The organism is Nitrosomonas sp. GH22 (genome assembly GCF_009833115.1).
Lineage (GTDB): Bacteria > Pseudomonadota > Gammaproteobacteria > Burkholderiales > Nitrosomonadaceae > Nitrosomonas > Nitrosomonas eutropha.
This window is the reverse complement of record NZ_QRCA01000003.1, coordinates 15766-38402: the sequence shown is the minus strand read 5'-3', so window position 1 is coordinate 38402 and position 22637 is coordinate 15766. Positions and strand designations below refer to the sequence as shown.

Sequence of the window (22637 nt, the reverse complement as noted above, 5' to 3'; positions counted from 1 at the left end):
CGCGTTCGTCATCATAGACACACTTATTTTAAAAGTGCCATTTAGCTGTTGCGTATCAATCTCTGGTTTCTATTTGTACCAGAGGTTCAGAACTTGTTGTATCCGGTTCCGCTAAGTAGCTGGGTCTGATACGCGGCCTTTTGACTGGTGCCAAGGCTTCTTCTGGTACTTCGGCTATTTTATCCGGGGCTGTTTCTATCATGACCAGTCCACTTTGGGTGAGATCAGGTAGTTCGATTGGCTGACGGGATTCCGAAGCAGCCTGTGATCCAGTATTTGATTCAGCATCGGTATTTATTGGCTCGATTACCTTGGCAGAGGCCACTTCCTGCTCTGCTGTAATATCGTCGACTGATGCTATCGACGTAATATGCTGAGTCGGTTCTGTGGGGGGCAGGAATGAAAGCTCCCTATCTTCCTTGCCATCAGCAGAAGGTACAACTGGCTCATTATTTTCACTGCTTGTAATCTGGGTTACCTCTCCCTGTTCAGTGGTTTTATTTGCATCTGTCCGCTCTTCCCGATCACGATGCAGACCTCCACGACGACGGCGTGAACGGCCTCTCCTATCTGTTTTTCTTTCACTGACAGAATCCCCTGCAGGCGTTGTGCCTTCTCCGGTTGTCGTTGCATCAGGCAGATTACTTTCCGCTCCCGATTCTTGTAACTGATCTTGCCCTTGCCGGCTGGCTTTATGATGATGATCATCGTTGCTCGTGCTTTCAACGGGATGTCCAGTTGATTGTTCAAGTGACGGCAGATTGCCTGCCTCCTGTAATGTCTCGCTTGCTGTTGTTCCCGGAATATTGTTTTTTGTACGCTTGTTGCGACCTCGATCGCGCCTGTTTCGGCCTCGTTCGCTACGGAGAGGTCTAGCTTGGGACTCCTCTGCTGTCTGTTCAGGTTCTACCCGACTGCTGCTTGCCGGTCTGAACAGACTGAAAAATTTGTCCAGGAATGAAAGTTGTTCCCGGGGTTTTTCTTCTGGGACTGGTGCGGGTTGTTCGGGTTTGATACCAGTTACGGCAGCTTTTGGCCGGATTGCCTTGAGTTCTTGTGAAGTAGATGGCAGTGTGATTTCTTCAGTGATTTTCTCCACCATTCCATAGCTTGGCGGCAATTCTGTTGATTTGACATCCTCATGACGCAGCCGGTTAATCGTGTAGTTGGGTGTCTCCATGTAGATATTGGGGATCAGGATGATGCCAACTTTCAGGCGTGCTTCAAGCCGGTATATTTCTGATCGTTTTTCATTCAGCAGGAATGTGGCGACATCAACCGGCAACTGCACCTGCAGCATGCTAGTCTGCTCCTTCATGGCTTCTTCTTGGATAATTCTGAGTATGTGCAGCGCAGATGAATCTGTTCCCCGGATATGGCCGGTACCATGACAGCGAGGGCAGGGGATGTAGTTGCCTTCCCCGAGAGAAGGCCGCAGACGCTGACGGGATAATTCCAGCAATCCGAAACGGGAAATTTTGCCGATCTGGACGCGCGCACGATCCAGGCGCAATGCCTTCAGCAGGTTGGTTTCCACTTCCCGCTGATTGCGGGTGACTTCCATATCGATAAAATCAACGACCACCAAGCCTCCCAGGTCGCGCAAACGCAATTGCCGGGCGATTTCGTCAGCAGCCTCCAGATTGGTGTTGAGTGCAGTGTTTTCTATATCAGAGCCACGTATGGCGCGCGCCGAGTTAACGTCAATTGAAACCAGTGCCTCGGTATGATCAATCACAATCGAGCCACCGGAAGGCAGTGTGACCTGGCGAGAATAGGCTGTTTCAATCTGGTGCTCAATCTGAAAACGAGAAAACAGAGGAATATCGTCCTGGTAGAGCTTTAGCCGGTCAACGTTTGCCGGCATGACATTGGCCATGAACTGGTATGCCTGCTCATATATTTCAGGGTTATCAATCAGAATTTCGCCGATTTCCGCATGGAAATAATCACGAATGGCGCGAATTACGAGACTGCTTTCCTGATAAATCAGAAAGACACCACGCTCACTACTGGCTGCTCCCTCGATTGCACGCCAGAGTTGCACCAGATAGTTCAAATCCCACTGCAATTCCTCTTCGTTGCGCCCAATACCAGCGGTACGCGCAATGATACTCATGCCATCGGGCACCTGAAGATGGTTGATTACTTCACGCAGTTCTGCCCGTTCTTCCGCACTGACACGGCGTGAAATACCTCCCCCTTGCGGGTTGTTGGGCATCAGAACAAGGTAACGACCAGCCAGTGAGATATAGGTGGTGAGCGCAGCACCTTTATTTCCGCGTTCATCCTTGTCAACCTGTACAATCAGCTCCTGGCCTTCGCGCAGTAGTTCACCGATACGGTGACTGGATCGTTCGGTATTTTTGTCAAAACAGGTGGGAGCGATCTCCTTATAGGGTAAAAAACCATGGCGCCCGGCGCCATAATCAACAAAAGCCGCTTCAAGGCTTGGTTCAAGGCGGGTAACAGCAGCTTTATAAATATTGCTTTTGCGTTGTTCCTTGCCCAGGGTTTCAATATCAATATCAATGAGCTTCTGCCCATCTACAATAGCGACACGCAGCTCTTCGGGCTGGGTCGCGTTGAATAACATGCGTTTCATTTAGTGTCTCCCGCGCTCGGTGTACGGGTAAACCTTTCGTTCACTGTCAGTGTGGCATCCTGGTATTTTTGCACAGATTTGTCTGTGGCCAGAGTGTTGGACATGGTACAGATAATGGTTTCGATATCCTGTTGAAATAGATCAATCGATAACTGTCACTCGGCATTTTGATCCCCGGCTGGCCGGGTCAAAAATGAGTGAGACACAGGGCCGGCAGAGAACATACCTTGTATGGTTGGGTATGGGATCAGGAACTTGAATCTATGTATATGTCGAGCGCGTAAATTAATTACCATCGCTACTTTTAAATATGGTGAGCGACATTAACCAGCCGGAAACTGGATTCATCCAGCGTATGAAAACGAAACTCCGGGTATATGACTTCTTAATAGACCACGCAATCGCTTCATGGTGAAAAAACAGATTTACAGGAATTTGAGTTTGAAAAGTATAGGTAAAAGTGGGGCGCCCGGTAAAGAGAAAATTATGCCGGGCATTATATCGGAACATGCGGTTGTTAAACAGGTTGATGAAACAGCCGAAGGCCAACGTATTGACAATTTTCTCATCAAAGCTCTCAAGGATATACCCAGACGTCATATTTATCAATTGCTGCGCAGCGGGCAGGTGCGTGTTAACAGCAAGCGCATTGATGCAGGCTATCGTTTGCTGCTGAATGACAAGGTGCGCATTCCACCCGTTCTCAAGCTGGCAAAGCCAATATCCCGGCAGGCGCCTTACCGGGCAGAACAATTTGATACTCTGTATCAGGATGATTATCTGCTAGTGATCAATAAACCAGCCGGAACCGCAGTTCATGGAGGCAGTGGCATCAGCTATGGTGTGATCGAGCAGTTGCGCAAACAGCGCCCGGACTGGAAATTTCTGGAACTGGTACACCGCCTTGATCGTGAAACGTCAGGTGTGCTGCTGCTTGCCCGGAAACGGCAAACTTTGCTGGAGCTGCATAAACAGATCCGCGAAGGGACAGTCCGTAAACATTACCTGACACTGGTTCGTGGGAAATGGAAAAATTCGCTACAAAATGTCCGCTTACCTTTGTATAAATATTTGACTGCAGAAGGAGAGCGGCGTGTGGCAATAGCTACCGGCAGGAATGATCATGACAAAGTGCAGCAGGCTTATACGCTATTTGCTCTACAAAAAACCTGGGAAGCTTTCAGTCTGCTGGATGCCGAACTTAAAACCGGACGCACCCACCAGATTCGGGTGCATCTGGCGCATCTCGGTTTTCCCATCGCCGGGGATGATAAATATGGTGATTTCGGGTTGAACAGGCAATTACAGAAGGATGATGGAAGTGGTCTGGTATTAAAGCGTATGTTTCTGCATGCTTCGGTATTTGTCTGCACACACCCGGTAACCGGCGAACTTTTGCGCCTGGAAGCACCCCTTCCGGATGAGTTACGGGTATTTTTGAGAAGTCTGGATCCGTATTTCAAGATACCTTGATGTTTTTATCAAGAAATTGGGGGTTATCTCTATACAAATTTAGTGCAGCAATCCGGTTGTTGTATCAGTTCCATCAATCAGATTTTTGCTGGCAGTGGATGTCTGTGTTTGTTGTGACTTCAACACGGAAACCAGTGCAGGCCAGATATTATCAAGCATTTTTTCCTGCGCCTGGGCAGTGGGGTGTATACCGTCCGCCTGAAAAAATCCGGTTTGATCGCCAAAACCTTCCATCAGGAATGGAGCCAGTTGTAATTGCTGATTCTTTGCCAGGCGCGGGTAGATATCACGAAACTTTTGCGTATAACTTATGCCATAATTGGGCGGTAATTGCATGCTGATCAAGAGTGGGGTGGCGTTGTACTGTTTGCAGGTCAGGATAATCGCTTCCAGATTCTCGTAAATGGATGAGATTGAACGGCCTTGCAAACCGTCATTTGCTCCCAGTGCAACGATGACGATATCCGGTTTATTGTTTTTAAGTGCCTGTTCTATCCGTTTGCGCCCGCCTAAGGTGATTTCCCCGCTGATACTGGCGTTTATCACCTTGTAACCAGCGGATTGGCTTTGTAATCGCCGTTCCAGCAGATTTACCCATCCGGATTGCGGTGGCAGCCCATATCCTGCGGACAGGCTGTCCCCCAGCACCATGATTTTGGTGTCTGTTCCCGACCAGGCTGAATTGAATGGAAAGGTACCGAATAAACATAATATGACAAACAATAGTTTTTTCATGGCTAGAAAGTTGATTGTTGAACAATTGGTTCCTGCAAATGGTAATGATCAGCCTATCATACAGGCTAGCAATTTAACTAAAGAGGTTGAAACAGGGGGAGAGCGGCTGATTATTCTGCAGGATATCAATCTGCAAGTCAGTGCGGGAGAATCAATTGCTGTGGTTGGCGCTTCCGGCTCGGGAAAGTCGACCTTGCTGGGTTTGCTGGCAGGGCTGGATGTGCCAACCCATGGTACTGTTTTTCTGGATGGAGAAGATATTTTCAAGCTGGACGAGGATGAACGCGCCAGTTTGCGTGGCAGGCTACTGGGATTCATGTTTCAATCATTCCAGTTGTTGCCGTCACTGATTGCGCTTGAAAATGTCATGTTGCCACTGGAGCTATCAGGTGCTGACAATGCCCGTGATATCGCACATGACTGGCTGGTGCGGGTAGGGTTGGAAGAAAGAGTTGGCCATTATCCCAGACAGCTTTCTGGAGGGGAGCAACAACGTGTGGCGATTGCACGGGCTTTTGTCACTCATCCTAAAATGTTGTTTGCCGATGAGCCGACTGGTAATCTGGATGTGGCAACTGGAGCCCAGATTATTGATCTGATGTTCCAGATTAATCGAGAACAGGGAACCACACTTGTTTTGGTGACGCATGACAAAAATCTCTCTGCCCGGTGCTCCCGGGTTATCGAACTGGTCGCCGGTCGGGCAGTTGATTGATGGGTACCATGCAACACCACGATTTTCCTGAAAGACTGCTTTTTAGAAGTATCCTGATGTGAATCAGCTACCCTGGCTTCCAGTCATTCTTGTTTTGAATTATCTGTCCGAGGTCACCCTGAAATGAACATGATCAGGCTTTCTTTGCGCATGCTGCTGCGGGACTGGCGAGCGGGAGAGTTGTATATCCTTACGCTTGCACTCGTTATAGCGGTGAGCAGTGTAGCAACCGTCAGTTTTTTTTCAGATCGGGTGCAAAAAGCACTGGTGCTGGAAAGTAATCAGTTATTGGGCGGAGATCTGTTGGTAACTTCCGATAGTCCTGTACCACCCTCTTATGCTGAGCACGCAAAGCAGATCGGGTTAAGGACTACTCATCTGGTCAGATTCCCCAGTATGGTCAGTTTTGGTGACAATAGCCTTCTGACAAGTATCAAGGCAGTCGCGCCAGGTTATCCGCTGCGGGGGGAACTGAAGCTGGCCAATCCACCGACAGAAGAAAATATTGCCCAATCCATCAGGATTGCCCAGGGAATCCCTAAACCTGGAACAGTTTGGGTGGATGAGAAGGTGATTAATGCATTAAAAGTGACTTTGGGTGACAAGATTGAGGTAGGGGCTGCTGAAATGACAGTGATGTCCATGGTAGAAAGTGAGCCGGATCATTCTGTCGGTTTTGTCAGCATGAATCCCAGATTGCTGATGAATGAGAAAGATCTGGCTATCACCCAGCTGATCCAGCCTGGTAGCCGGATTAACTATCAGCTTTTAGTAGCAGGAGATGAGACGCAGGTAAGAGAATTCAGGCACTGGGTCAAAGACAGGTTGTCTCCAGGCGAACGTATAGTGAGTATTCAGGAAGCGCGTCCAGAAATCCGTTCGGCGCTTGATCGCGCTGGCAAATTTCTCAATTTGGCAGCCCTGGCCAGCGTGGTAGTAGCAGCAGCTGCTATTGCCCTGGCTATTCGCCGTTTCATTCAACGTCATCTGGATGGCTGTGCGGTCATGCGTTGTCTGGGTGCGACTGAATCTGATCTGCTACGCTTGTATTCTTACTACTTCATTATGCTGGGTTTGGCTGCAAGCCTGTTGGGATGCATATTTGCCGTGCTTACCCAGGAATTTTTGTCATACTGGTTGGAGGAGTTGATCGGGGTTACATTGCCATTACCGAGTACGTTGCCTGCTATCCAGGGGATGTTGACTGGTATGGTGTTGTTGCTGGGTTTTGCTTTACCGCCACTCCTGAATTTGCGACAAGTACCTGCATTACGCGTGATCCGGCGTGATCTGGAACTGGCCAATATGCACAGTCTGGCTGGCTATGGGTTCGGGATAGTCATACTGTCCATATTGTTCATCTGGAAGGCTGGATCATTCAAGCTGGGAATCATGATCATGCTGGGCTTCCTGCTGGCGGTCATCTTCTTTGGCCTGTTCGGCTGGCTACTGATCAGACTGTTTCTGCTGACCCGCCCGCCGGGTTCTGGCCCGTGGAGTTACGGGCTGGCCAATATTCGAAGGCGGGCTATTCCCAGTCTGGTACAAGCTACTGCACTGGGGCTGGGGCTAATGGCATTACTGACATTGACGCTAACGCGCAATGATCTACTCCAGGACTGGCAAGCACGTCTGCCAGAGAATGCACCCAATCGGTTCTTGGTTAATGTTCAGCCGGATCAGCAGGAGAGGTTGATGGTATTTTTCGATGAACATGCTATTCCACGACCGAAAGTTTTTCCGATGGTACGTGGTCGGTTGTTAGAGATCAATGATCGAGCAGTAAATCTCGAAGATTATCCTGATCCACGGGCAAAGCAGCTAATCAATCGTGAATTCAATTTATCCTGGACAGATACGTTGCAACCGGATAATGAAATTGTGGCTGGACGCTGGTGGAGCGAGGAAGTGATCCCTTCTGAACACGAGTTATCAATGGAGGAAGGGTTTGCCGAGACACTTGGCCTCAAACTGGGAGATCGTCTGAGTTTTTATACGGGGGGCGGGGATTTCTCGGCAACAATTACGAGTTTGCGCAAGGTGGACTGGGATACATTCCAGGTGAATTTTTTTGCTGTAGTTCGTCCGGGATTGCTCGACAATTACCCTGCAAGTTACGTCACCAGTTTTTATTTGCCCCCTGATAAGATCCAAATCATGCAGGAGCTGACTCGTATTTTTCCAAATTTCCTGATTATTGATGTGGCAAGTGTGATTGAACGAGTACAAAATATGATTGGGCAAGTAACGCACGCAATTGAATTTGTATTTCTATTTACTCTGCTAGCGGGGTTTGCTGTGATGTATGCTGCGATTGCTTCAACTCAGGATGAAAGAATTTATGAAGCCGCAATTTTTCGCACACTCGGAGCAAGAAAGCAGCAGCTTGCGCGTGCGTGGGCAGTGGAATTTGCAGTACTCGGGGCGCTGGCAGGTTTTTTTGCGGCAGCAGGGGCTAGTGTACTTGGTTACCTGATTGGCAAATATGCATTGCACATTACTTATTCACCCAGCCCATGGATTTGGGTAATCGGCGTACTGGTCAGTATAATCAGCGTGACAGCATTTGGCGTGATTGGAACACGTACAACCTTATCCCAGCCACCGTTACAGGTCCTGAGAAAATAGTGTAGTTATTCGACATCTGATTTTGAATTGGGTAGTGGCTGCCAAAGTCAGAGGACGTAACGAAGCTTCTATTCTATAAAAAGAGCCAGGAGCAGCCTATGCAAATAACCCGCACAAAACTCCCGTAACAAATCGATGGAAAGCAGTATTGCGTAATTACTTCTCTATGGTGTGAGTGTTATTGTGAGAATCAGCTGATTCTTTCTCCGTGCTTGATACTTCGGATGGATTATTGGGTGGATCCAGGAGGGGAATATCAGGACCGTTTTCTGCACGATCGCGATACAGTGCGGCGCGGCTCAGTAATATAAGCGTTACCGGCGTAGTTACGGTTACAAATGCGCCGATCAGCAGGTGGTGCAGAATGAGCCGTGATTCCACTACACTGAAATAGACAATCGAAGCGATAACAATACCAGCTGTCCCCCAGCTTGTTCCTAGTGTGGGCGCATGAATACGGTCGTAGAAGCTGCGCAAACGATAGAGCCCGAAAGAACCAATCAGAGTTAATCCGGCGCCAATAAGCAGAAAGATGGCAATGAGTAACGCGGCCCATAGGGGCAAATCGCTGGCTTGATTCATTCAATTACCTCTCCGCGCATTATGAATTTAGCAAGTGCCACTGTTGCCACAAAACCCAGAGTTCCAATAATCAGTGAAATTTCAAAATATAGTGGATTTCCAGTACGTATGCTAAAAACGAGCAGCAGCAACATCGAGTTGCTATAGAGTGCATCCAATCCCAGTACGCGATCCTGGGCACGCGGCCCTCTGATCATGCGAACTGATGCTAGCACCATGGCAATTGCCAGCGCGATCTGTGCGATAGTGGCGGCCCAGAAGAGTATAGTGGCACTCATTCAAATATCTCCCGTAACAGGTATTCATAGCGATTTTTGATCAGATTTAACCAGGCGGTTTTATCGACCAGATCAAAGATGTGCAGTATCAGGATGCTGCGCGTGGAGTTGTAGTCGATCCAGGCTGTGCCGGGGGTGCTTGTTATAATGACAGCCAGGATAGCCAATCCGGTAGGGTCGCGCAGATCAAGCGGAATAGCCATGAAACTTGATTTCCCGATCCGTTTACCTCCATGCAGAATAATGCCGGCGACAGCAATATTGGAACGCACAATATCATAAAACACAATTGCAAATAGCTTGGGGAGTAGATCCCATCGCCTGAGTCGTGGTTTTACTGGGCTCAGTGCCGCCAACCCCAGCGCAGCAATAAGGGCGGTTATCAAACCCAGTAAAAACTGATTGAGTGAGAAGCCAGCCAGCATCAGCCATGTGATAACCAACGAAACAACAAGCAGTGGATAAGGGAATAGTCTGCTCATTCTACTACCTCCATTGGCGGTGGCAGCATGGTTGGCGCATTCATTACACCTTCAATATAAGGCTGAGGTGCATGCAGGCTGATTGCTGTTGCTTCCATGAAACGCATTACCGGCCCTGCTTGTATAGTCAATACAAGCGTTGTACATAGCAACACAGCAACCGGTATGATTTCGATAAACAGTACCCGTGGCAGCGTGGTGTCGACCGAGGGTGCCCAGAAAGCATGGATGCCAGAGCGACTCATGGCAATCAGTGTAGCCAATCCGGAAAGAATCAGTAGTGCCATGAACCACCAGGACGTTGCCGGGATAATATCTATCTGGCTTGCTATATCAGGGCTAAATATAGCGGAGAGGATGACGAATTTGGCAATGAAACCCGAAAGAGGGGGGAGGCCAACTAGCAAAATGGCACAAGCTGCAAAGCAAGTGCCGAGAACAGCTATCGTTCGAGGGATGGCCACTCCTACAATTTCCTCATTCTCTATTTCCTCATCCTGATAACCGAAAGCTTCCATGGTAACGGCCAGCACGCTAGCTGCCAGGTTTTGCCCTCTTTCAACCAGTTCGATGAGCATGAATAATGCGCTGATTGCCAACGTGGAGCTCACGAGATAAAACAGAGCGCCGGCAGTCACCTCGGCTTGTACCAGACCCATGCTTGCTAGCAATGTGCCAGATGAGATCAGCACTGAGAAACCAGCAAATCGTCCCAGAGTCTGTGAAGCGAGGACACCGACGGTGCCAAAGCCAATGGTTGCCAGACCACCATACAAAAGTATCTGTGCTCCTGGCCCTTCTGAAAAACCGGGATCACTTCCAAAAAAAAGTAGTGCCAAGCGTAACAACACATAAATACCAACTTTACTCATGATGGCAAAGATGGCAGCTGATGGTGCCGGCGCTACGGCGTAGGTTTCGGGCAACCAGAAACTCAATGGCCACATGCCCGCTTTAATCAGGAAGGCCACACTCAGAATGGCTGCCCCGGATTCCAGCATCGTTTGGTTTGTTTCATTGATCTGTGGGATGCGTATGGCGAGATCAGCCATATTGAGGGTGCCGGTAACACCATAAATCAGAGCGACCCCGATCAGGAACAGGAGTGAAGCGACGAGGTTGATGGCGATGTAGTGTAACCCCGCCTTTACCCGGAGCAAGCCCGATCCATGTAATACTAATCCGTAGGATGCAGCCAGCATGACTTCAAAAAACACAAAGAGATTGAACAAGTCCCCGGTCAGGAATGCACCATTCAACCCCATCAACAGTAATAGGAACAACGTATGAAAATGCACTCCAGCCTTGTGCCAACGCCCCATTGAAAATATTAAAGTGGGCAGAGCAAGCGTGGCAGTCAGGGCCAGCATCATGGCGGACAAGCGATCCAGTACCAGATTGATAGCGAATGGAGGCGGCCAGTTACCGAGCAGATAGACAGCAATTTTACCCCCACTTGCTTCATCATCCGTGTGAGTAAAACGTAGCAGCAGAACCGAGATTGCCAGCAGAGCAACAGTTGACAGAATGGATAGGGAAGCCTTCAGCTTACGTCCGCGATCATCAAGAAAAAGTTGTAATGCACCAGCGATGAGTGGAATCAGAATAGGTGCGATAACAAGATGTTCTGGAGACAGTTTCATCGGTCCGATTCCTCGCCATCTACATGATCGGTACCTGTCAGGCCGCGCGAAGCTAGCAGAATAACCAGAAACAGCGCTGTTGTAGCAAAGCCAATGACAATCGCCGTCAAAATCAGTGCTTGGGGTACTGGATCAGCGAAGGTGGCCGGATCAACCCGGACACCGGTCTGTGTAACGGGTGGCCTGCCCACTATCAGCCGACCGGCGCTGAAAATGAACAGATTGACGGCATAAGAGAGCAATCCTAGCCCGATAATGACCTGATAAGTGCGCGGACGCAGCAGTAGCCAGACACCTGATCCAACCAGTATTCCGATACCAAGCGATAGAATTAGCTCCATCAGTTGTCCTCTCCGGTTTTGGCAGATTCAATGGCACGCGCACGGTAACTACGGATCGACTGGTGTGCAATAGCGATTAACATCAGGGCGGTTGCGCCGACCACCAGCAAAAGAACACCCAGATCAAAGAACAATGCAGTAGCAATAGGTATTTTGCCGATCAGTGGTATCTCCAGATAAGTGGAATGAGAAGTCAGAAAGGGGAATCCAAACAACCAGGATCCCATCCCAGTCAATGCCGCCAGCAGCAAGCCAAGGCCAATCCAGCGGATTGGCAGGATGTGCAAACGATCTTCCACCCAGCGGGTACCACTGGCGAGATATTGCAGCAGGAGACCGATAGCTAGGGTGATGCCAGCGGCGAACCCACCTCCCGGCAGATCATGGCCACGCAGAAATAAATAGATAGCCAGCAGGATAATGAACGGGAACATCCATTGCATGAGCACGGTGGGTACCATCAGGTAATCGTACACAGTCTCACCAACCTTGCGATCAGGCTGACGATCATCAAAGTCATTTTGCATACGTTGTTGCTCCGGAATTTCAATACTGTCCGGTGCAGGGCGGAAGCGCCGCAGCAGCGCATAAACAGTAAGTGCCACAATACCTAGTACCGTAATTTCTCCAAACGTATCAAAGCCACGAAAATCAACCAGAATAACATTGACAACATTGTTGCCGCCGCCTTCTGAATAGGCCCGTTCCAGAAAGAATCCAGCAATGGTTTCCGGCAGTTCGACGTTGGTCGTTATTTTATAGGCAATTAGTGTCATTCCTCCTCCACAGCTGGCGGCGAGTACAAAATCACGCAATCTGCGTGTCCGCGCAATCAGTGTTGTCGCATTGTCAATTTGTTCCATCCTTTTTGGTAGCCAGCGTAAGCCAAGCAGGATCAGCACAGTGGTAACGATTTCAACCAGCAGTTGAGTAACCGCCAGATCAGGTGCGGAAAACCAGACAAAAGTGATACAGGTGGCAAGGCCCGCCCCCCCCATCAGGATCAGTGCAGCCAGCCGGTGATATTTGGCCTGATACGCGGCTCCGAGTGCACAAGCGATTCCAATTCCCCAGAGTATTGCAAAAGCGGGATCAATCCCGGCAACCGCTATCAGGCTGAAATCAGGATCTGTTTCGAGGAATGGCCAGCATCCCGCAATTAACGCGATGAAAATAACCAGAAACAGTTGTGGCTGCAAACGTTGTGTGCCGAATGTTTCCTCCATCCAGCGTGCCCAACGCCAGGAGAGTGCAACCAGTGATCGCTCAAAAATTCGCTGGCCCTTGAATTGCCGTATGCCAGGCGGGCCATCTTCGCTTTGGGCGAGGTAATTTTGTAGAGCCCGGTAGAGCAGTGTGCCACTGACAAGCGCCGTTATGCTCATGATCAGAGGCGTGTTGATACCGTGCCACACGGCGAGGCTATAGAGTGGCGTGTATTCGCGCAATACCGAAGTCACAGCGGTATGCAGATAAGGGCCGATGGCTATGCTAGGGATTATGCCAATAATGAGACAGGCGAGTACCAGAAATTCAATTGGTCGCCGCATCCAGTGGGGAGGTTCATGAGGTTCTCGGGGAAGCTCCGAAGGTTTGGGACCAAAGAAGACAGTATGAATAAAGCGTACGGAATAGGTGACCGAAAAGGCACCGGCAATCGTGGCTGCATAGGGGAGTACGCTATCCAGTACAGAGCCGGAATGTTGCCCGAGTGTTGCAGAAAAAAACATTTCCTTCGATAAAAAACCATTGAGAAGTGGTACTCCTGCCATGGCTGCACTGGCCACCATAGCGAGCGTAGCTGTAATCGGCATGTAGCTGAAAAGCCCATTCAGTTTGCGCATATCACGCGTGCCCGCTTCATGATCAATGATGCCGGCAGCCATAAACAGAGAAGCCTTGAAAATAGCATGGTTCATCATATGAAAAATTGCAGCCACCGCAGCCAACGGGCTGCCAAAACTGAGCAAGGCCGTAATCAGGCCGAGATGACTGATGGTCGAATAGGCAAGCAACCCTTTGAGATCTTGCTGGAAGATAGCGAAGTAGGCGCCGAGCAGAAACGAACCCATACCAGCCAGCCCCAGTATAAAAAACCATTCATCGGTGCCGGATAATACCGGCCATAACCGAGTAAGCAAAAACACACCCGCTTTTACCATGGTTGCTGAATGCAGGTAGGCGGATACTGGTGTTGGTGCTGCCATTGCATTAGGTAGCCAGAAATGAAATGGGAACTGTGCACTTTTGGTCAGTGCACCCAGCAGGATGAGTACCAACACAGGAACATAGAGCGTATGCTCCCGGATTGTGTTGCCAGAGGCCAGTACATTGTCGAGATCGTGACTGCCAGTGATGTAACCGATGAGAATCAGCCCGGCAAGCAGACAGAGCCCGCCGGTTCCGGTGATGATCAGTGACATGCGTGCGCCATCACGCGCTGCTGCATTGTGATGCCAATAACCGATCAGTAGAAATGAAAAAATACTGGTGAGTTCCCAGAAGATCGCCAACAGGATTAAATTTCCCGCGATGACGATCCCCTGCATGGCACCGGCAAAAGCCAGTAGAAAGGAGAAAAAACGCGGAACCGGATCTTCGGGAGACATGTAATAGCGTGCGTAGAGCACCACGAGAAAACCAATACCAGTAATTAGAATCGAAAACATCCAGGCGAAACCATCCATCCTGAGTGTGAAATTCAGATCCGATCCGGGCAGCCATTCGATTTCGTTACGGAGTATTTCTCCCGTTGAAATAGATGGATAGAGGTAAGCAACGATTGCAAATGAGGCGATCGTTACGCACCCTGATAACCATGCTTCCGTATTACGGGCATTGGCTGGCAACAGGGCTGCCAGAGCGCTTCCGGCAAAGGGCAACAGTATCAGGAGAAAAAGGAGGTTCTCGCTGTTCATCTTTAGGTAAACAATGTAAATGGCACTGCCGGGAATACTAGCAGAATTAAATATGGCTATCAGTTACCGCATGGTGCATAGAGCGGTATCCAATAAAACAACCGTATGTAGCAACCGGAACAAACATCAGACATGCTGGAAATTGTTAGCAGTATCGCAGATAGAGACTTCGTGATGGCTACAAATTTCCGGAAATTATACTAATGATAATCTGATAACAGCTGCCAGATTAAAAATAACTTCCCGATTCAGTTTTATTTTTATCTGGCCAGTTTATGCAGAAAGCATCAATGCTGTGGCACAAAAAATAAAATTGGAAGGTGAACTACAAGTAGAAAGACTCCTGCACCACCTCCCCACGTTAGCCAAATAAACAACTAAAATGGCGAAAGGTAAAAGGTGAGAGGAATAGAAGATGCAGATGAGTTTTGGATTCCTGAAACTGGCGTAACGTCTGAAACAAAACAACGTGCTGATGAAGATTGGCGCGTTGACTGACTGGGGAGCGTTACGTCCGATGCTTACTGGTTTATACAAGCGCGAGCTATCAAATGGTGGAGGGCAGAAACCATTTGGCATGCTGATGATGTTGAAGGCGATTCTGCTTGGTCAGTGGCATAGTTTGTCGGATGCGATACCGGATGAAACCGCTCTGTGTCGGTTTCGCAACCGCCTGGTGGTCAACGACAGGCTGGATGGTCTTCTGGCCTCTATCAATGAACAGATTCAATCACACGGTTTGATGGTCGTTTGATGGTCAAGGGTACGACGGGTGCGGTGATTGATGCCACACTCATTGAGTCAGCGGCGGGTCCTAAAAAGATCATCACAATCACACTGGAGGTGGATGCCGAAGGTAAGACTGTTCAGTTTGAGGATGGTAGCCAGCCGGAAATCACCTATATCGAAGAACAGAGTGCGGATGCGACCTGGCTCAAAAAAGGTAAAAAATCGCATTTTGGCTACCGCAGTTACATGGTGGTGCTACGTGCGCGGGGTGCATACCGCTCCTGCCAACCAGAGCGAAATGGTACATTTCGAAACAATCATCGTTGGCGCGCACATCGAGGCGAATCGAGTGTATGTGGATAAAGGTTCAGTAAGCCAACGCCAATCGGCAGTTTCTGAAAGAATACAAAATCAAAAGCGCGATTATGCACTGGGCATACAAGAATAAGCCACTCTCGGCACGACAGAAGCTGGTAAACAAATTGATCAGTAAAAAAACGCTATATCGTCAAACAGTGTTTTGGCACGGCCAAACGCCTATTTGGAATGGGGGCGCGCCAGCTACTTCGGCACGATAAAAGTCAATGCCCAAGTCGTGCTGAAAAGCATCTGCATGAATCTGAAAAAAGCTGCCAACAAAATTTTTGTGGATGAGCCATTCAAAAGGGGAGTAGTCCGCCTCAATGCAGCATAAGGGTGAAAAACTCCTTTGAAGAATGAATAAAACTTCATTTTTCTGTTAAAAGCGCACAAGAGTATCATTTGGAAATCCCCTTCGCTACTACAACAAAATTATCAGAGTTATGCAGAGGTCTTGAGATGTAAATGAGCAGAACCCGCGTGCAGCAGCATTTTATTTATCCAATGGGTCTGTTATCTGGTTGCTCACTAACTGATTCTCAAGGAATGCCTTTCCCGCTGCTACATTTGAGTGAGGGTAGCCAGAGTGCAGCCTAATAATTCGGTCAACGGGGTTCTATCCCGATTTTACGGACACTTCAGAATAGCCTTTTCGAACTCGGTACGGGGTACGGCCTTCATGTTTTTCTTGAGGGGAGTGATGAGTTGAAGGTCTTGTTGGGCCAGTGTTTCAGTGAGCTAAATTTCAGTGTACCATCTCCCACAGCTAATTCAGGTGCATTCTGCAGACCCCGCTGTGCGAGGCCTCAGATTATTGAGTCATGGTGCACACAAGCAGAATAGTTATGTTCGCGTAGCGCACTGTTGGGCGGAGATGTTCTTGCGGATACTCTCCCAAATCAGGTCTTTCTTTTGGTCAACATTCCAGGTTAATCAATATTTCTAGTGAAGGACTTGGATGAAGATGAATTCCGGGATTCTGTTGTGGCTGCGGTCTCGGGACCCTGCCAGAGCGCATGAATGAAAATTACTAAATAGCTTTTATCAATCAGTGCCCCGGCTCGCTCAATTTCAGGAAGCAGCAATGCGTGTAATTTTTGCAAGTTGTACCAAGGTACACCAGGGCGGGCATGATGTCCGATGTGATAATTGATGTTATTCCAAAAAAATGAATTCAATTGATTACTGATGATCGTCCGAGTTCCTACCAATGGTCCAGCATCCCAAGGACAGCCATAATGTTCAGCGATGAATCGCATGCTGTTAAAAAAACCAAAAAAAATAAGTGGCCAAAACCACACATTAAATACTTGATTTGTAATACTTTGGGAGGCTGCCCAATCAAATACGGCCCACATTACAACTATGTGAAGCGCTATCTCACTCCAATGGATCAACGCTTTCTTCCCACGCAAAATCTTTAGTGGAAAAATTAATGTAAACTGAATTGCAGTCAAGAACACACCAATGATTGCGTAAGCATAGAAAAGTATGAAATCGCCTACTCCACGTTTTCCCATCGTGAATGCATCCGGATCTTTCGAAGTGCGATTATGTCTATGATGAATAAGATGGTCTTCCTTAAAGGAAGTAAATGAAATAATGAGTGGAATCATTGCGAAAATTCCGAATGCCTGATTCTTCCAGCGAACTTTAAACAAAGTGCTGTGTGTACAGTCGTGCATAAAAGTCACAATCCCCATCTGTATGTAGCCCATTCCCAAGTAGCATACCCAGGTCGACGCCCAATAGCTTGAATTCCAGGCGATGATTCCTAGTGCAATCCAAATCCCGTAGAAAAGAGGAATTTTCAGATTTGGTACCCAACGATGCAGATAGAGTTGCTTTAATTCCACGGAATTATTGAAAGTGAGTGGGAGCTTATTTTGCTCATGCGAGGGTCTAAATATTTCTGACCTTTTTGTTTTGTGGGCTGGCACGGGTGCTCTCTTGGAGGTGAAATTCCTCCCGTAAGTTGACTACAACGAAGCTACGAGGATAGATTCGACTGTGGAAACTGAGCCGCTCCGGGCACTCGGTAGTTTGAGTCAGTCAATTCTGACTGACCTTTCCAGTTGATGATAATACGCTTTTCCTAATTCAGCTGGGAACTATGATCAAATCTGGTGTATGACAAAGAAAAAGGAAGTGGTGTAACCTGTTGGTAAAGATCTGGCGGATCAACTACTGGAAAGGAAACACCATAATGACAGATGATACTGTTTTAGAACTGAACGATCCAGAACAAAATGACTCGCTGCGGGTAGTTTTGCGGGAAGGCGCGCGCAAGTTGCTGGCAGCAATGATTGAATCGGAAGTGGCTGCTTTTATCAAACAGCAGGGTGGTTTAGATCTGCCTGATACTGCGCGACCCAACGACGAATCGCCGTTTCCCCCACCCCCATCGTTTTGGAGACCTCGCTCACACTAAGGTTGTGATCCTTGATCATGTGAACAACTTTCAATTTAAATTGAGTGTCAAATTTCCTGCGTGCTTTCATTAGTATGTCCTCTTAAAGTGAATTTTATCCACCTATCGAGGTGTCTGTTTAAATTAGATCACTACAAATTAACTTAGATTAAGCTTGTCATGCAGCGTATTAGGCTGGATCAGCCGGTCTGTCCGGGGGAGGTGTTATCGCATCTGACTAAACCGGGAGGAGATGATTAAGTCGAGATGAGAGATTTTCTGATGGCGGCGCTTGCGGCACGGACAGGCATTATCAATTTATCTTACTGTTGAAAAATACCCATTATCAATCAAGGATAGAAAACAAGGATGCAAAACTTTACCGATGTTTTTTCTAATCGCATGCAGCATGTTCGCTGTTTCCAGGTTGCGGTAACGATGGCGATATTTTTTTCTGTGCAGGTTTATGCACAGGAAACCGACCCTTCATCTTTGCTACTGTACGCTGCGCGGGTTTTTGACGGAAATGAAATGCACAGTGGTTTATCGGTGCTGGTAAAAGATGGACGCATTGCAAGAATCGGGCTGCGTCATTCATTCAAGGCGGGTGATGCATCAACTGAGATTGATCTGGGTGATGCAACCTTATTACCAGGGTTTATCGAATTACACGCGCACTTGACCTTTCAGAAAGTGCCGGTAGATATCGTGTTGAGGCATGGGGTGACCACGGTGCGAGATGTGGGTGGTCCTGTGCACCAGCCTTATGGAGGAGATGGCGGTTTGCGTGTGCTTACTTCAGGACAGATTATCACCGCGCCGCACGGATACCCGATCATTACGATGGGCGTCAGGGATTTGGCGATTCCTGTTGCCAGCGAAGCAGAAGCACGGGAAGCCGTACGCCATCTGATTGGTGAGGGTGCAGTGGTCATTAAGATTGCACTTGAACCCGGCGGGGAAACAGGTGCGCCCTGGTCTCCACATCATGGTCACGCACACCATGATACTGCGCATACCGTGCAGGCCGACTCTCATCATCACGCACATGCCGCTTCGCATGGCCAGTCGGCATGGCCCATGTTGTCAGAGCCCATTGTCAGGGCTATTGTCGATGAAGCTCACCGGCATCAGCGTAAGGTATCGGCTCATGTGGCGGAGTCATCGGGTGTACAGGTAGCGTTGAATGCCGGAGTCGATGAATGGGCGCACATGCCTTGTGATCTAATTCCTGAGCCGTTGCTGAAACAGGCCAGAGTACAGAATGTTACGATCATCGGTACGCTTGATACCCTCTCAAAATGTGGTGGGATCGCGCACAATGCAGCAATTTGGGCAGAACTTGGTGGTGAATTGCTGTACGGAGCGGAAATTGCTCACCCCGATATTCCCTGGGGAATCGATGTACAAGAGTTGATGTATCTGATGCATCTGGCAAAAATGAAGCTGCCGGATGCATTGCGGGCAGCCACGGCAAAAGCTGGTCAGTATCTGGGTATTCCCCTGCTGGGGACAATACAACCTGGCGCCCCGGCTGATTTGATCGCAATTCGCGGCAATCTTGAGCAGCAGTTGAAGCGACTGGAATATCCCGATCTGGTGATTTCCGGTGGACAAGTTATCGTTAACCATTTTGGCCCACAGCAGTAGGGTGCTCCGGATGAGTCATCCGTTACGTGCATTGTCTTTGTTGCGAGGAGATGATCGGGGGATGCAGGTTGTAGCGGCGGACAGCCTGCCAGAGATGTAGCGTTTAGCCTGCAGCCTGACCTGGTTGCCTGAGGGTCTGTTCCAGCCAGATTTCAAGTCCCCGTGCATTGAGTCTGATGTCGGTCTGCAATATCGAGAGGACAGCATCCCGGGTGAGGGTGCACCCATGGGTGATTAATCGTTCCCAGAGCAAGTCCTGCAATGCTTTTACAATGAAAGGTTGCCGATCTGGAATTTCTGCGGCTTGTTGTACGATGCCGACAAAGGCATCGATGAGTGCGTGCATCTGTGATGCATGGTGCGGAAGGTTGCGGATGTGCCCATAATGAGTAAGAAATGCCTGTTCCGGGCGCAACGCCATGAGTCGGTTAATGGAGGCATGTGCGGCTTCAGGGTCAAACTGCACTGGTGAAGTGGTCGGAAAAACGAATTCCAGTCCGTTGGCATCGAATTCACGATACGACACACCAAAGGTGTCACCAGTGAAGATGGATGCGCTGCCGGCATCGTGAATGCAATAGTGGTGCCGCGCATGTCCAGGTGTATCCAGCAATCGCAATGGGCGGCCGTTCAGTTTGATTAGCGTATCGTCAGGTGCTTCGATGATGCGCTCTGCAGAAATCGGTTGGATTTCACCGTAGATGCGCCGGAATTCTGATTCACCGTACACGGCCATGACACCAGCAATCAGTTTCATAGGATTGACCATATGCGATGCGCCACGCGGGTGTACCACCAGTCTGGCATTGGGCAGCTGCTGCATGAATTCACCAGCACCACCGGCATGATCAAGGTGGATATGGGTGAGAAAGATATAGTCGATCTGTTCAGGAGCAATTTGCTTGTGTGCCAGCACTGCCATAATGCCGGGAACCGAAAAACGGGTACCAGTATCCACCAGAGCGGCTTTATTTCCTTCCGTGATCAGATGGATGGCAGCACGGCCCGGCCGGTGGTAGCGAGCATCAATGACGCTGATACCATCCGGATAATCGATGATGGCTGGGAGTTGTTCCATAAGTTGACAGGTTCCGGTTATATCGTCTGACTAAATTGTTCGAGAATCACCAGATTTTCCAGTGTTGAAATATCCTGAGTAATGGTTTCGCCTCTTGCCAGGGAGCGCAGGAGGCGCCGCATGATCTTACCAGAACGCGTTTTGGGCAGATTTTCACCAAATCGGATTTCTTCGGGGCGAGCAATTGCGCCAATTTCGCTGGAAACCCATTCGCGCAAAGTTTCAGCAATTTCGGCAGCCTGCTGGTCATCAGGCAACTTTCCCCTGAGGACAACGAATGCCACAATCACTTCTCCCCTGATTTCGTGCGGTTTCCCGACAACAGCTGCTTCTGCAACCAGAGGATGCGCTACCAGTGCGGATTCGATTTCCATGGTGCCCAGGCGGTGCCCGGAGACATTTAAAACGTCATCAATTCGTCCCATGATCCAGAAGTAGCCGTCTTGATCACGATGAGCCGAATCCCCCGCAAGATAATAATGGCCGCCGGCAATATCTGCCGGAAAATAGGTATTCCTGAAACGTTCAGGATCATTCCACAAGGTGCGCAACATTGAGGGGAAGGGACGCTTGATAACCAAAAATCCGCCTTTTCCCTGTTCTGCCGGGAGCCCCGTTTCATCCACCACTGCAGCATCGATGCCGGGTAGCGGAAGAGTACAAGAGCCTGGTTTGGCTGGTATTGCGCCAGGAATAGGGGCAATCATGTGACTGCCGGTTTCAGTCTGCCACCAGGTATCGACAACCGGGCAGCGTGACTGGCCAACGACTGTGTAATACCACATCCATGCTTCCGGGTTAATCGGCTCACCAACCGATCCAAGCAGACGCAATGAAGAGAGATCATATTTCTCAGGTAAGTCAGGACCTAGCTTGATCAGTGAGCGAATAGCGGTGGGTGCGGTATAAAAGGTTGTGACCCTGTGTTTCTGGATGATTTCCCAGAACCGCCCGGCATGGGGATAGGTTGGAGTTCCCTCAAAAATTACCTGGGTTGCCCCAATGGCAAGCGGCCCGTAAGTAACGTAGCTATGTCCGGTAACCCAGCCCACGTCAGCTGTACACCAGAATATATCTTCCGAATGATAATCGAATACCCACTGCATGCTGACTATCGCTCCAAGCAGATAGCCGGCCGAGGAATGCTGTACCCCTTTCGGTTTTCCGGTTGATCCCGAGGTGTAGAGTGTAAACAAAGGGTGTTCGGCATTGACCCATATCGGCTCGCATTCATCAGATTGGCTGGCGGTGAGGTTGTGCCACCAGCGGTCTCGTTCCGGCTGCCAGGGGATATCAGTGCCGGTATGCCGAAAAACGATAACACTATGTACTGAAGTTGTATCGCCCATCGCCAATGCTTCGTCTACAGTTGCTTTCAGTGCATGGCGCTTTCCTCCGCGAGTTTGTTCATCTGCAGTGATTACAGCAGATGCACCGGCATCGATGATACGTTCATATACACTTTTCACCGAGAAGCCGCCAAATACTACTGAGTGAATTACGCCAATACGCGCACATGCCTGCATGGCAACCACGGCTTCAATCCGCATGGGCATGTAAATGACGATGCGATCACCTTGACGGATGCCGAGCGCTTTTAATCCGTTGGCAAAACGGCATACTCGCTGGTGTAATTCACGGTAGCTGCAACGTATTACTTCGCCTTCATCAGATTCAAAAATGATTGCAGTTTTGTTGGCCTGTGTTGTCAGGTGCCGATCAAGACAGTTCCACGAGATATTCAGTTCACCATCGTCAAACCATTTGTAAAAGGGCGGATTGGTGTCATCAAGAATACGAGTGAAAGGTTTGTGCCAGGTAATGTACTGTTTTGCAAGTTTTGCCCAGAAGCCAGCGTAATCGCGCTCAGCTTCCTGGCGCAGGGCCTCATAGGTTTTCATCCCAGTAATATTGGCATGCCTGACAAATTCATTGGCAGGGGGAAATATCCGATTTTCACGCAAAATAGATTCAATTGTAGCCATATTACTCCCTGTTTGGCAGACTAAC

The 22637-nt window shown here is 49.0% G+C and carries 19 protein-coding genes and 1 pseudogene; 8 read left to right on the top strand and 12 right to left on the bottom strand.

Going from position 1 to position 22637, the window contains the following annotated elements; genetic code table 11:
* Positions 1-55: 55 nt before the first annotated feature.
* Positions 56-2605, bottom strand: a complete 2550-nt coding sequence (locus ABF86_RS00730) for an Rne/Rng family ribonuclease (protein ID WP_160803398.1) — start codon at positions 2603-2605, stop codon at positions 56-58.
* Positions 2606-3091: 486 nt separating this feature from the next.
* Here ABF86_RS00730 and ABF86_RS00725 point away from each other — a divergent pair, with 486 nt between their 5' ends.
* A complete protein-coding gene (locus ABF86_RS00725) occupies positions 3092-4078 on the top strand; it encodes an RluA family pseudouridine synthase (RefSeq protein WP_074685413.1) in 987 nt (328 codons plus the stop codon).
* 39 nt (positions 4079-4117) lie between these two features.
* On the opposite strand, the gene ABF86_RS00720 is transcribed toward ABF86_RS00725, so the two are convergent.
* Positions 4118-4813, bottom strand: a complete 696-nt coding sequence (locus ABF86_RS00720) for an arylesterase (RefSeq protein ID WP_143032859.1) — start codon at positions 4811-4813, stop codon at positions 4118-4120.
* On the opposite strand from ABF86_RS00720, the gene ABF86_RS00715 reads away from it, so the two are divergent.
* Both ABF86_RS00715 and ABF86_RS00710 read left to right on the top strand, forming a co-directional pair.
* Entirely contained in the window at positions 4812-5528 is a 717-nt protein-coding gene (locus tag ABF86_RS00715; protein ID WP_074685411.1) for an ABC transporter ATP-binding protein, read from the top strand. The two genes, ABF86_RS00720 and ABF86_RS00715, sit on opposite strands and share 2 nt — an antisense overlap.
* Positions 5529-5651: 123 nt before the next feature.
* A complete protein-coding gene (locus ABF86_RS00710) occupies positions 5652-8156 on the top strand; it encodes an FtsX-like permease family protein (RefSeq protein ID WP_074685407.1) in 2505 nt (834 codons plus the stop codon).
* Between the two features lie 156 nt (positions 8157-8312).
* On the opposite strand, the gene mnhG is transcribed toward ABF86_RS00710, so the two are convergent.
* The 6 genes from mnhG to ABF86_RS00680 are packed head-to-tail and all read right to left on the bottom strand — an operon-like array spanning position 8313 to position 14400.
* Positions 8313-8738, bottom strand: coding sequence for a monovalent cation/H(+) antiporter subunit G (gene mnhG / locus ABF86_RS00705; protein WP_074456159.1), 426 nt, complete (start codon positions 8736-8738; stop codon positions 8313-8315).
* On the bottom strand, positions 8735-9016 hold the full coding sequence (locus tag ABF86_RS00700; RefSeq protein ID WP_011634748.1) for a K+/H+ antiporter subunit F: 282 nt from the start codon (positions 9014-9016) through the stop codon (positions 8735-8737). Before ABF86_RS00700 ends, mnhG begins: the two co-directional genes overlap by 4 nt.
* Positions 9013-9498 carry a Na+/H+ antiporter subunit E gene (locus tag ABF86_RS00695; RefSeq protein ID WP_160803397.1) on the bottom strand — a complete coding sequence of 162 codons (486 nt, stop codon included), beginning with the start codon at positions 9496-9498 and terminating at the stop codon, positions 9013-9015. Before ABF86_RS00695 ends, ABF86_RS00700 begins: the two co-directional genes overlap by 4 nt.
* Positions 9495-11141 carry a monovalent cation/H+ antiporter subunit D gene (locus tag ABF86_RS00690; RefSeq protein WP_011634746.1) on the bottom strand — a complete coding sequence of 549 codons (1647 nt, stop codon included), beginning with the start codon at positions 11139-11141 and terminating at the stop codon, positions 9495-9497. The genes ABF86_RS00695 and ABF86_RS00690 overlap by 4 nt, the downstream gene beginning before the upstream one ends.
* Positions 11138-11482, bottom strand: a complete 345-nt coding sequence (locus ABF86_RS00685; protein WP_074456157.1) for a Na+/H+ antiporter subunit C — start codon at positions 11480-11482, stop codon at positions 11138-11140. Before ABF86_RS00685 ends, ABF86_RS00690 begins: the two co-directional genes overlap by 4 nt.
* The gene (locus tag ABF86_RS00680; RefSeq protein ID WP_011634744.1) at positions 11482-14400 is read right to left on the bottom strand and encodes a monovalent cation/H+ antiporter subunit A; all 2919 of its coding nucleotides are present in this window, start codon (positions 14398-14400) and stop codon (positions 11482-11484) included. Before ABF86_RS00680 ends, ABF86_RS00685 begins: the two co-directional genes overlap by 1 nt.
* 475 nt (positions 14401-14875) lie before the next feature.
* Here ABF86_RS00680 and ABF86_RS12675 point away from each other — a divergent pair, with 475 nt between their 5' ends.
* The 3 genes from ABF86_RS12675 to ABF86_RS12665 all read left to right on the top strand — a co-directional run bounded on the left by ABF86_RS12675 (position 14876) and on the right by ABF86_RS12665 (position 15823).
* Positions 14876-15154 carry a transposase gene (locus ABF86_RS12675; protein ID WP_011634743.1) on the top strand — a complete coding sequence of 93 codons (279 nt, stop codon included), beginning with the start codon at positions 14876-14878 and terminating at the stop codon, positions 15152-15154.
* Positions 15154-15492: a hypothetical protein gene (locus tag ABF86_RS12670; protein ID WP_011634742.1), complete on the top strand. Its 339-nt coding sequence runs from the start codon at positions 15154-15156 to the stop codon at positions 15490-15492. The genes ABF86_RS12675 and ABF86_RS12670 overlap by 1 nt, the downstream gene beginning before the upstream one ends.
* 157 nt (positions 15493-15649) lie before the next feature.
* The gene (locus ABF86_RS12665) at positions 15650-15823 is read left to right on the top strand and encodes a hypothetical protein (protein WP_240142172.1); all 174 of its coding nucleotides are present in this window, start codon (positions 15650-15652) and stop codon (positions 15821-15823) included.
* Between the two features lie 302 nt (positions 15824-16125).
* Here the strand turns inward: ABF86_RS12665 and ABF86_RS00670 are convergent.
* Positions 16126-16227: pseudogene (locus ABF86_RS00670) on the bottom strand (IS982 family transposase); the annotation flags it as partial.
* A gap of 191 nt (positions 16228-16418) precedes the next feature.
* A complete protein-coding gene (locus ABF86_RS00665; protein ID WP_256201582.1) occupies positions 16419-17345 on the bottom strand; it encodes a fatty acid desaturase in 927 nt (308 codons plus the stop codon).
* Between the two features lie 350 nt (positions 17346-17695).
* On the opposite strand from ABF86_RS00665, the gene ABF86_RS12660 reads away from it, so the two are divergent.
* Complete coding sequence (locus ABF86_RS12660) at positions 17696-17920, top strand: hypothetical protein (RefSeq protein ID WP_049753115.1); 225 nt, start codon at positions 17696-17698, stop codon at positions 17918-17920.
* 348 nt (positions 17921-18268) lie between these two features.
* On the top strand, positions 18269-19549 hold the full coding sequence (locus ABF86_RS00655) for an amidohydrolase family protein (RefSeq protein WP_074685401.1): 1281 nt from the start codon (positions 18269-18271) through the stop codon (positions 19547-19549).
* 103 nt (positions 19550-19652) lie between these two features.
* Here the strand turns inward: ABF86_RS00655 and ABF86_RS00650 are convergent, their stop codons facing one another.
* Together ABF86_RS00650 and acs are read right to left on the bottom strand one after the other, a co-directional pair.
* Entirely contained in the window at positions 19653-20627 is a 975-nt protein-coding gene (locus ABF86_RS00650; RefSeq protein WP_074685399.1) for an MBL fold metallo-hydrolase, read from the bottom strand.
* Between the two features lie 17 nt (positions 20628-20644).
* Positions 20645-22612, bottom strand: coding sequence for an acetate--CoA ligase (acs, locus tag ABF86_RS00645; protein ID WP_074685397.1), 1968 nt, complete (start codon positions 22610-22612; stop codon positions 20645-20647).
* Positions 22613-22637: the final 25 nt, after the last annotated feature.

What these genes read in the sequence shown, in the direction of transcription:
- ABF86_RS00715 (WP_074685411.1), top strand. Translation starts at nt 4,812, where the DNA reads ATGGCTAGAAAGTTGATTGTTGAACAATTGGTTCCTGCAAATGGTAAT.
- ABF86_RS00725 (WP_074685413.1), top strand. Translation starts at nt 3,092, where the DNA reads ATGCCGGGCATTATATCGGAACATGCGGTTGTTAAACAGGTTGATGAA.
- ABF86_RS00685 (WP_074456157.1), bottom strand. Translation starts at nt 11,482, where the DNA reads ATGGAGCTAATTCTATCGCTTGGTATCGGAATACTGGTTGGATCAGGT.
- ABF86_RS12660 (WP_049753115.1), top strand. Translation starts at nt 17,696, where the DNA reads ATGACAGATGATACTGTTTTAGAACTGAACGATCCAGAACAAAATGAC.
- ABF86_RS00650 (WP_074685399.1), bottom strand. Translation starts at nt 20,627, where the DNA reads ATGGAACAACTCCCAGCCATCATCGATTATCCGGATGGTATCAGCGTC.
- ABF86_RS00710 (WP_074685407.1), top strand. Translation starts at nt 5,652, where the DNA reads ATGAACATGATCAGGCTTTCTTTGCGCATGCTGCTGCGGGACTGGCGA.
- ABF86_RS00655 (WP_074685401.1), top strand. Translation starts at nt 18,269, where the DNA reads ATGCAAAACTTTACCGATGTTTTTTCTAATCGCATGCAGCATGTTCGC.
- ABF86_RS00720 (WP_143032859.1), bottom strand. Translation starts at nt 4,813, where the DNA reads ATGAAAAAACTATTGTTTGTCATATTATGTTTATTCGGTACCTTTCCA.
- acs (WP_074685397.1), bottom strand. Translation starts at nt 22,612, where the DNA reads ATGGCTACAATTGAATCTATTTTGCGTGAAAATCGGATATTTCCCCCT.
- ABF86_RS00730 (WP_160803398.1), bottom strand. Translation starts at nt 2,605, where the DNA reads ATGAAACGCATGTTATTCAACGCGACCCAGCCCGAAGAGCTGCGTGTC.
- ABF86_RS00695 (WP_160803397.1), bottom strand. Translation starts at nt 9,498, where the DNA reads ATGAGCAGACTATTCCCTTATCCACTGCTTGTTGTTTCGTTGGTTATC.
- mnhG (WP_074456159.1), bottom strand. Translation starts at nt 8,738, where the DNA reads ATGAATCAAGCCAGCGATTTGCCCCTATGGGCCGCGTTACTCATTGCC.
- ABF86_RS00680 (WP_011634744.1), bottom strand. Translation starts at nt 14,400, where the DNA reads ATGAACAGCGAGAACCTCCTTTTTCTCCTGATACTGTTGCCCTTTGCC.
- ABF86_RS00690 (WP_011634746.1), bottom strand. Translation starts at nt 11,141, where the DNA reads ATGAAACTGTCTCCAGAACATCTTGTTATCGCACCTATTCTGATTCCA.
- ABF86_RS00700 (WP_011634748.1), bottom strand. Translation starts at nt 9,016, where the DNA reads ATGAGTGCCACTATACTCTTCTGGGCCGCCACTATCGCACAGATCGCG.
- ABF86_RS12675 (WP_011634743.1), top strand. Translation starts at nt 14,876, where the DNA reads ATGAAGATTGGCGCGTTGACTGACTGGGGAGCGTTACGTCCGATGCTT.
- ABF86_RS12670 (WP_011634742.1), top strand. Translation starts at nt 15,154, where the DNA reads ATGGTCAAGGGTACGACGGGTGCGGTGATTGATGCCACACTCATTGAG.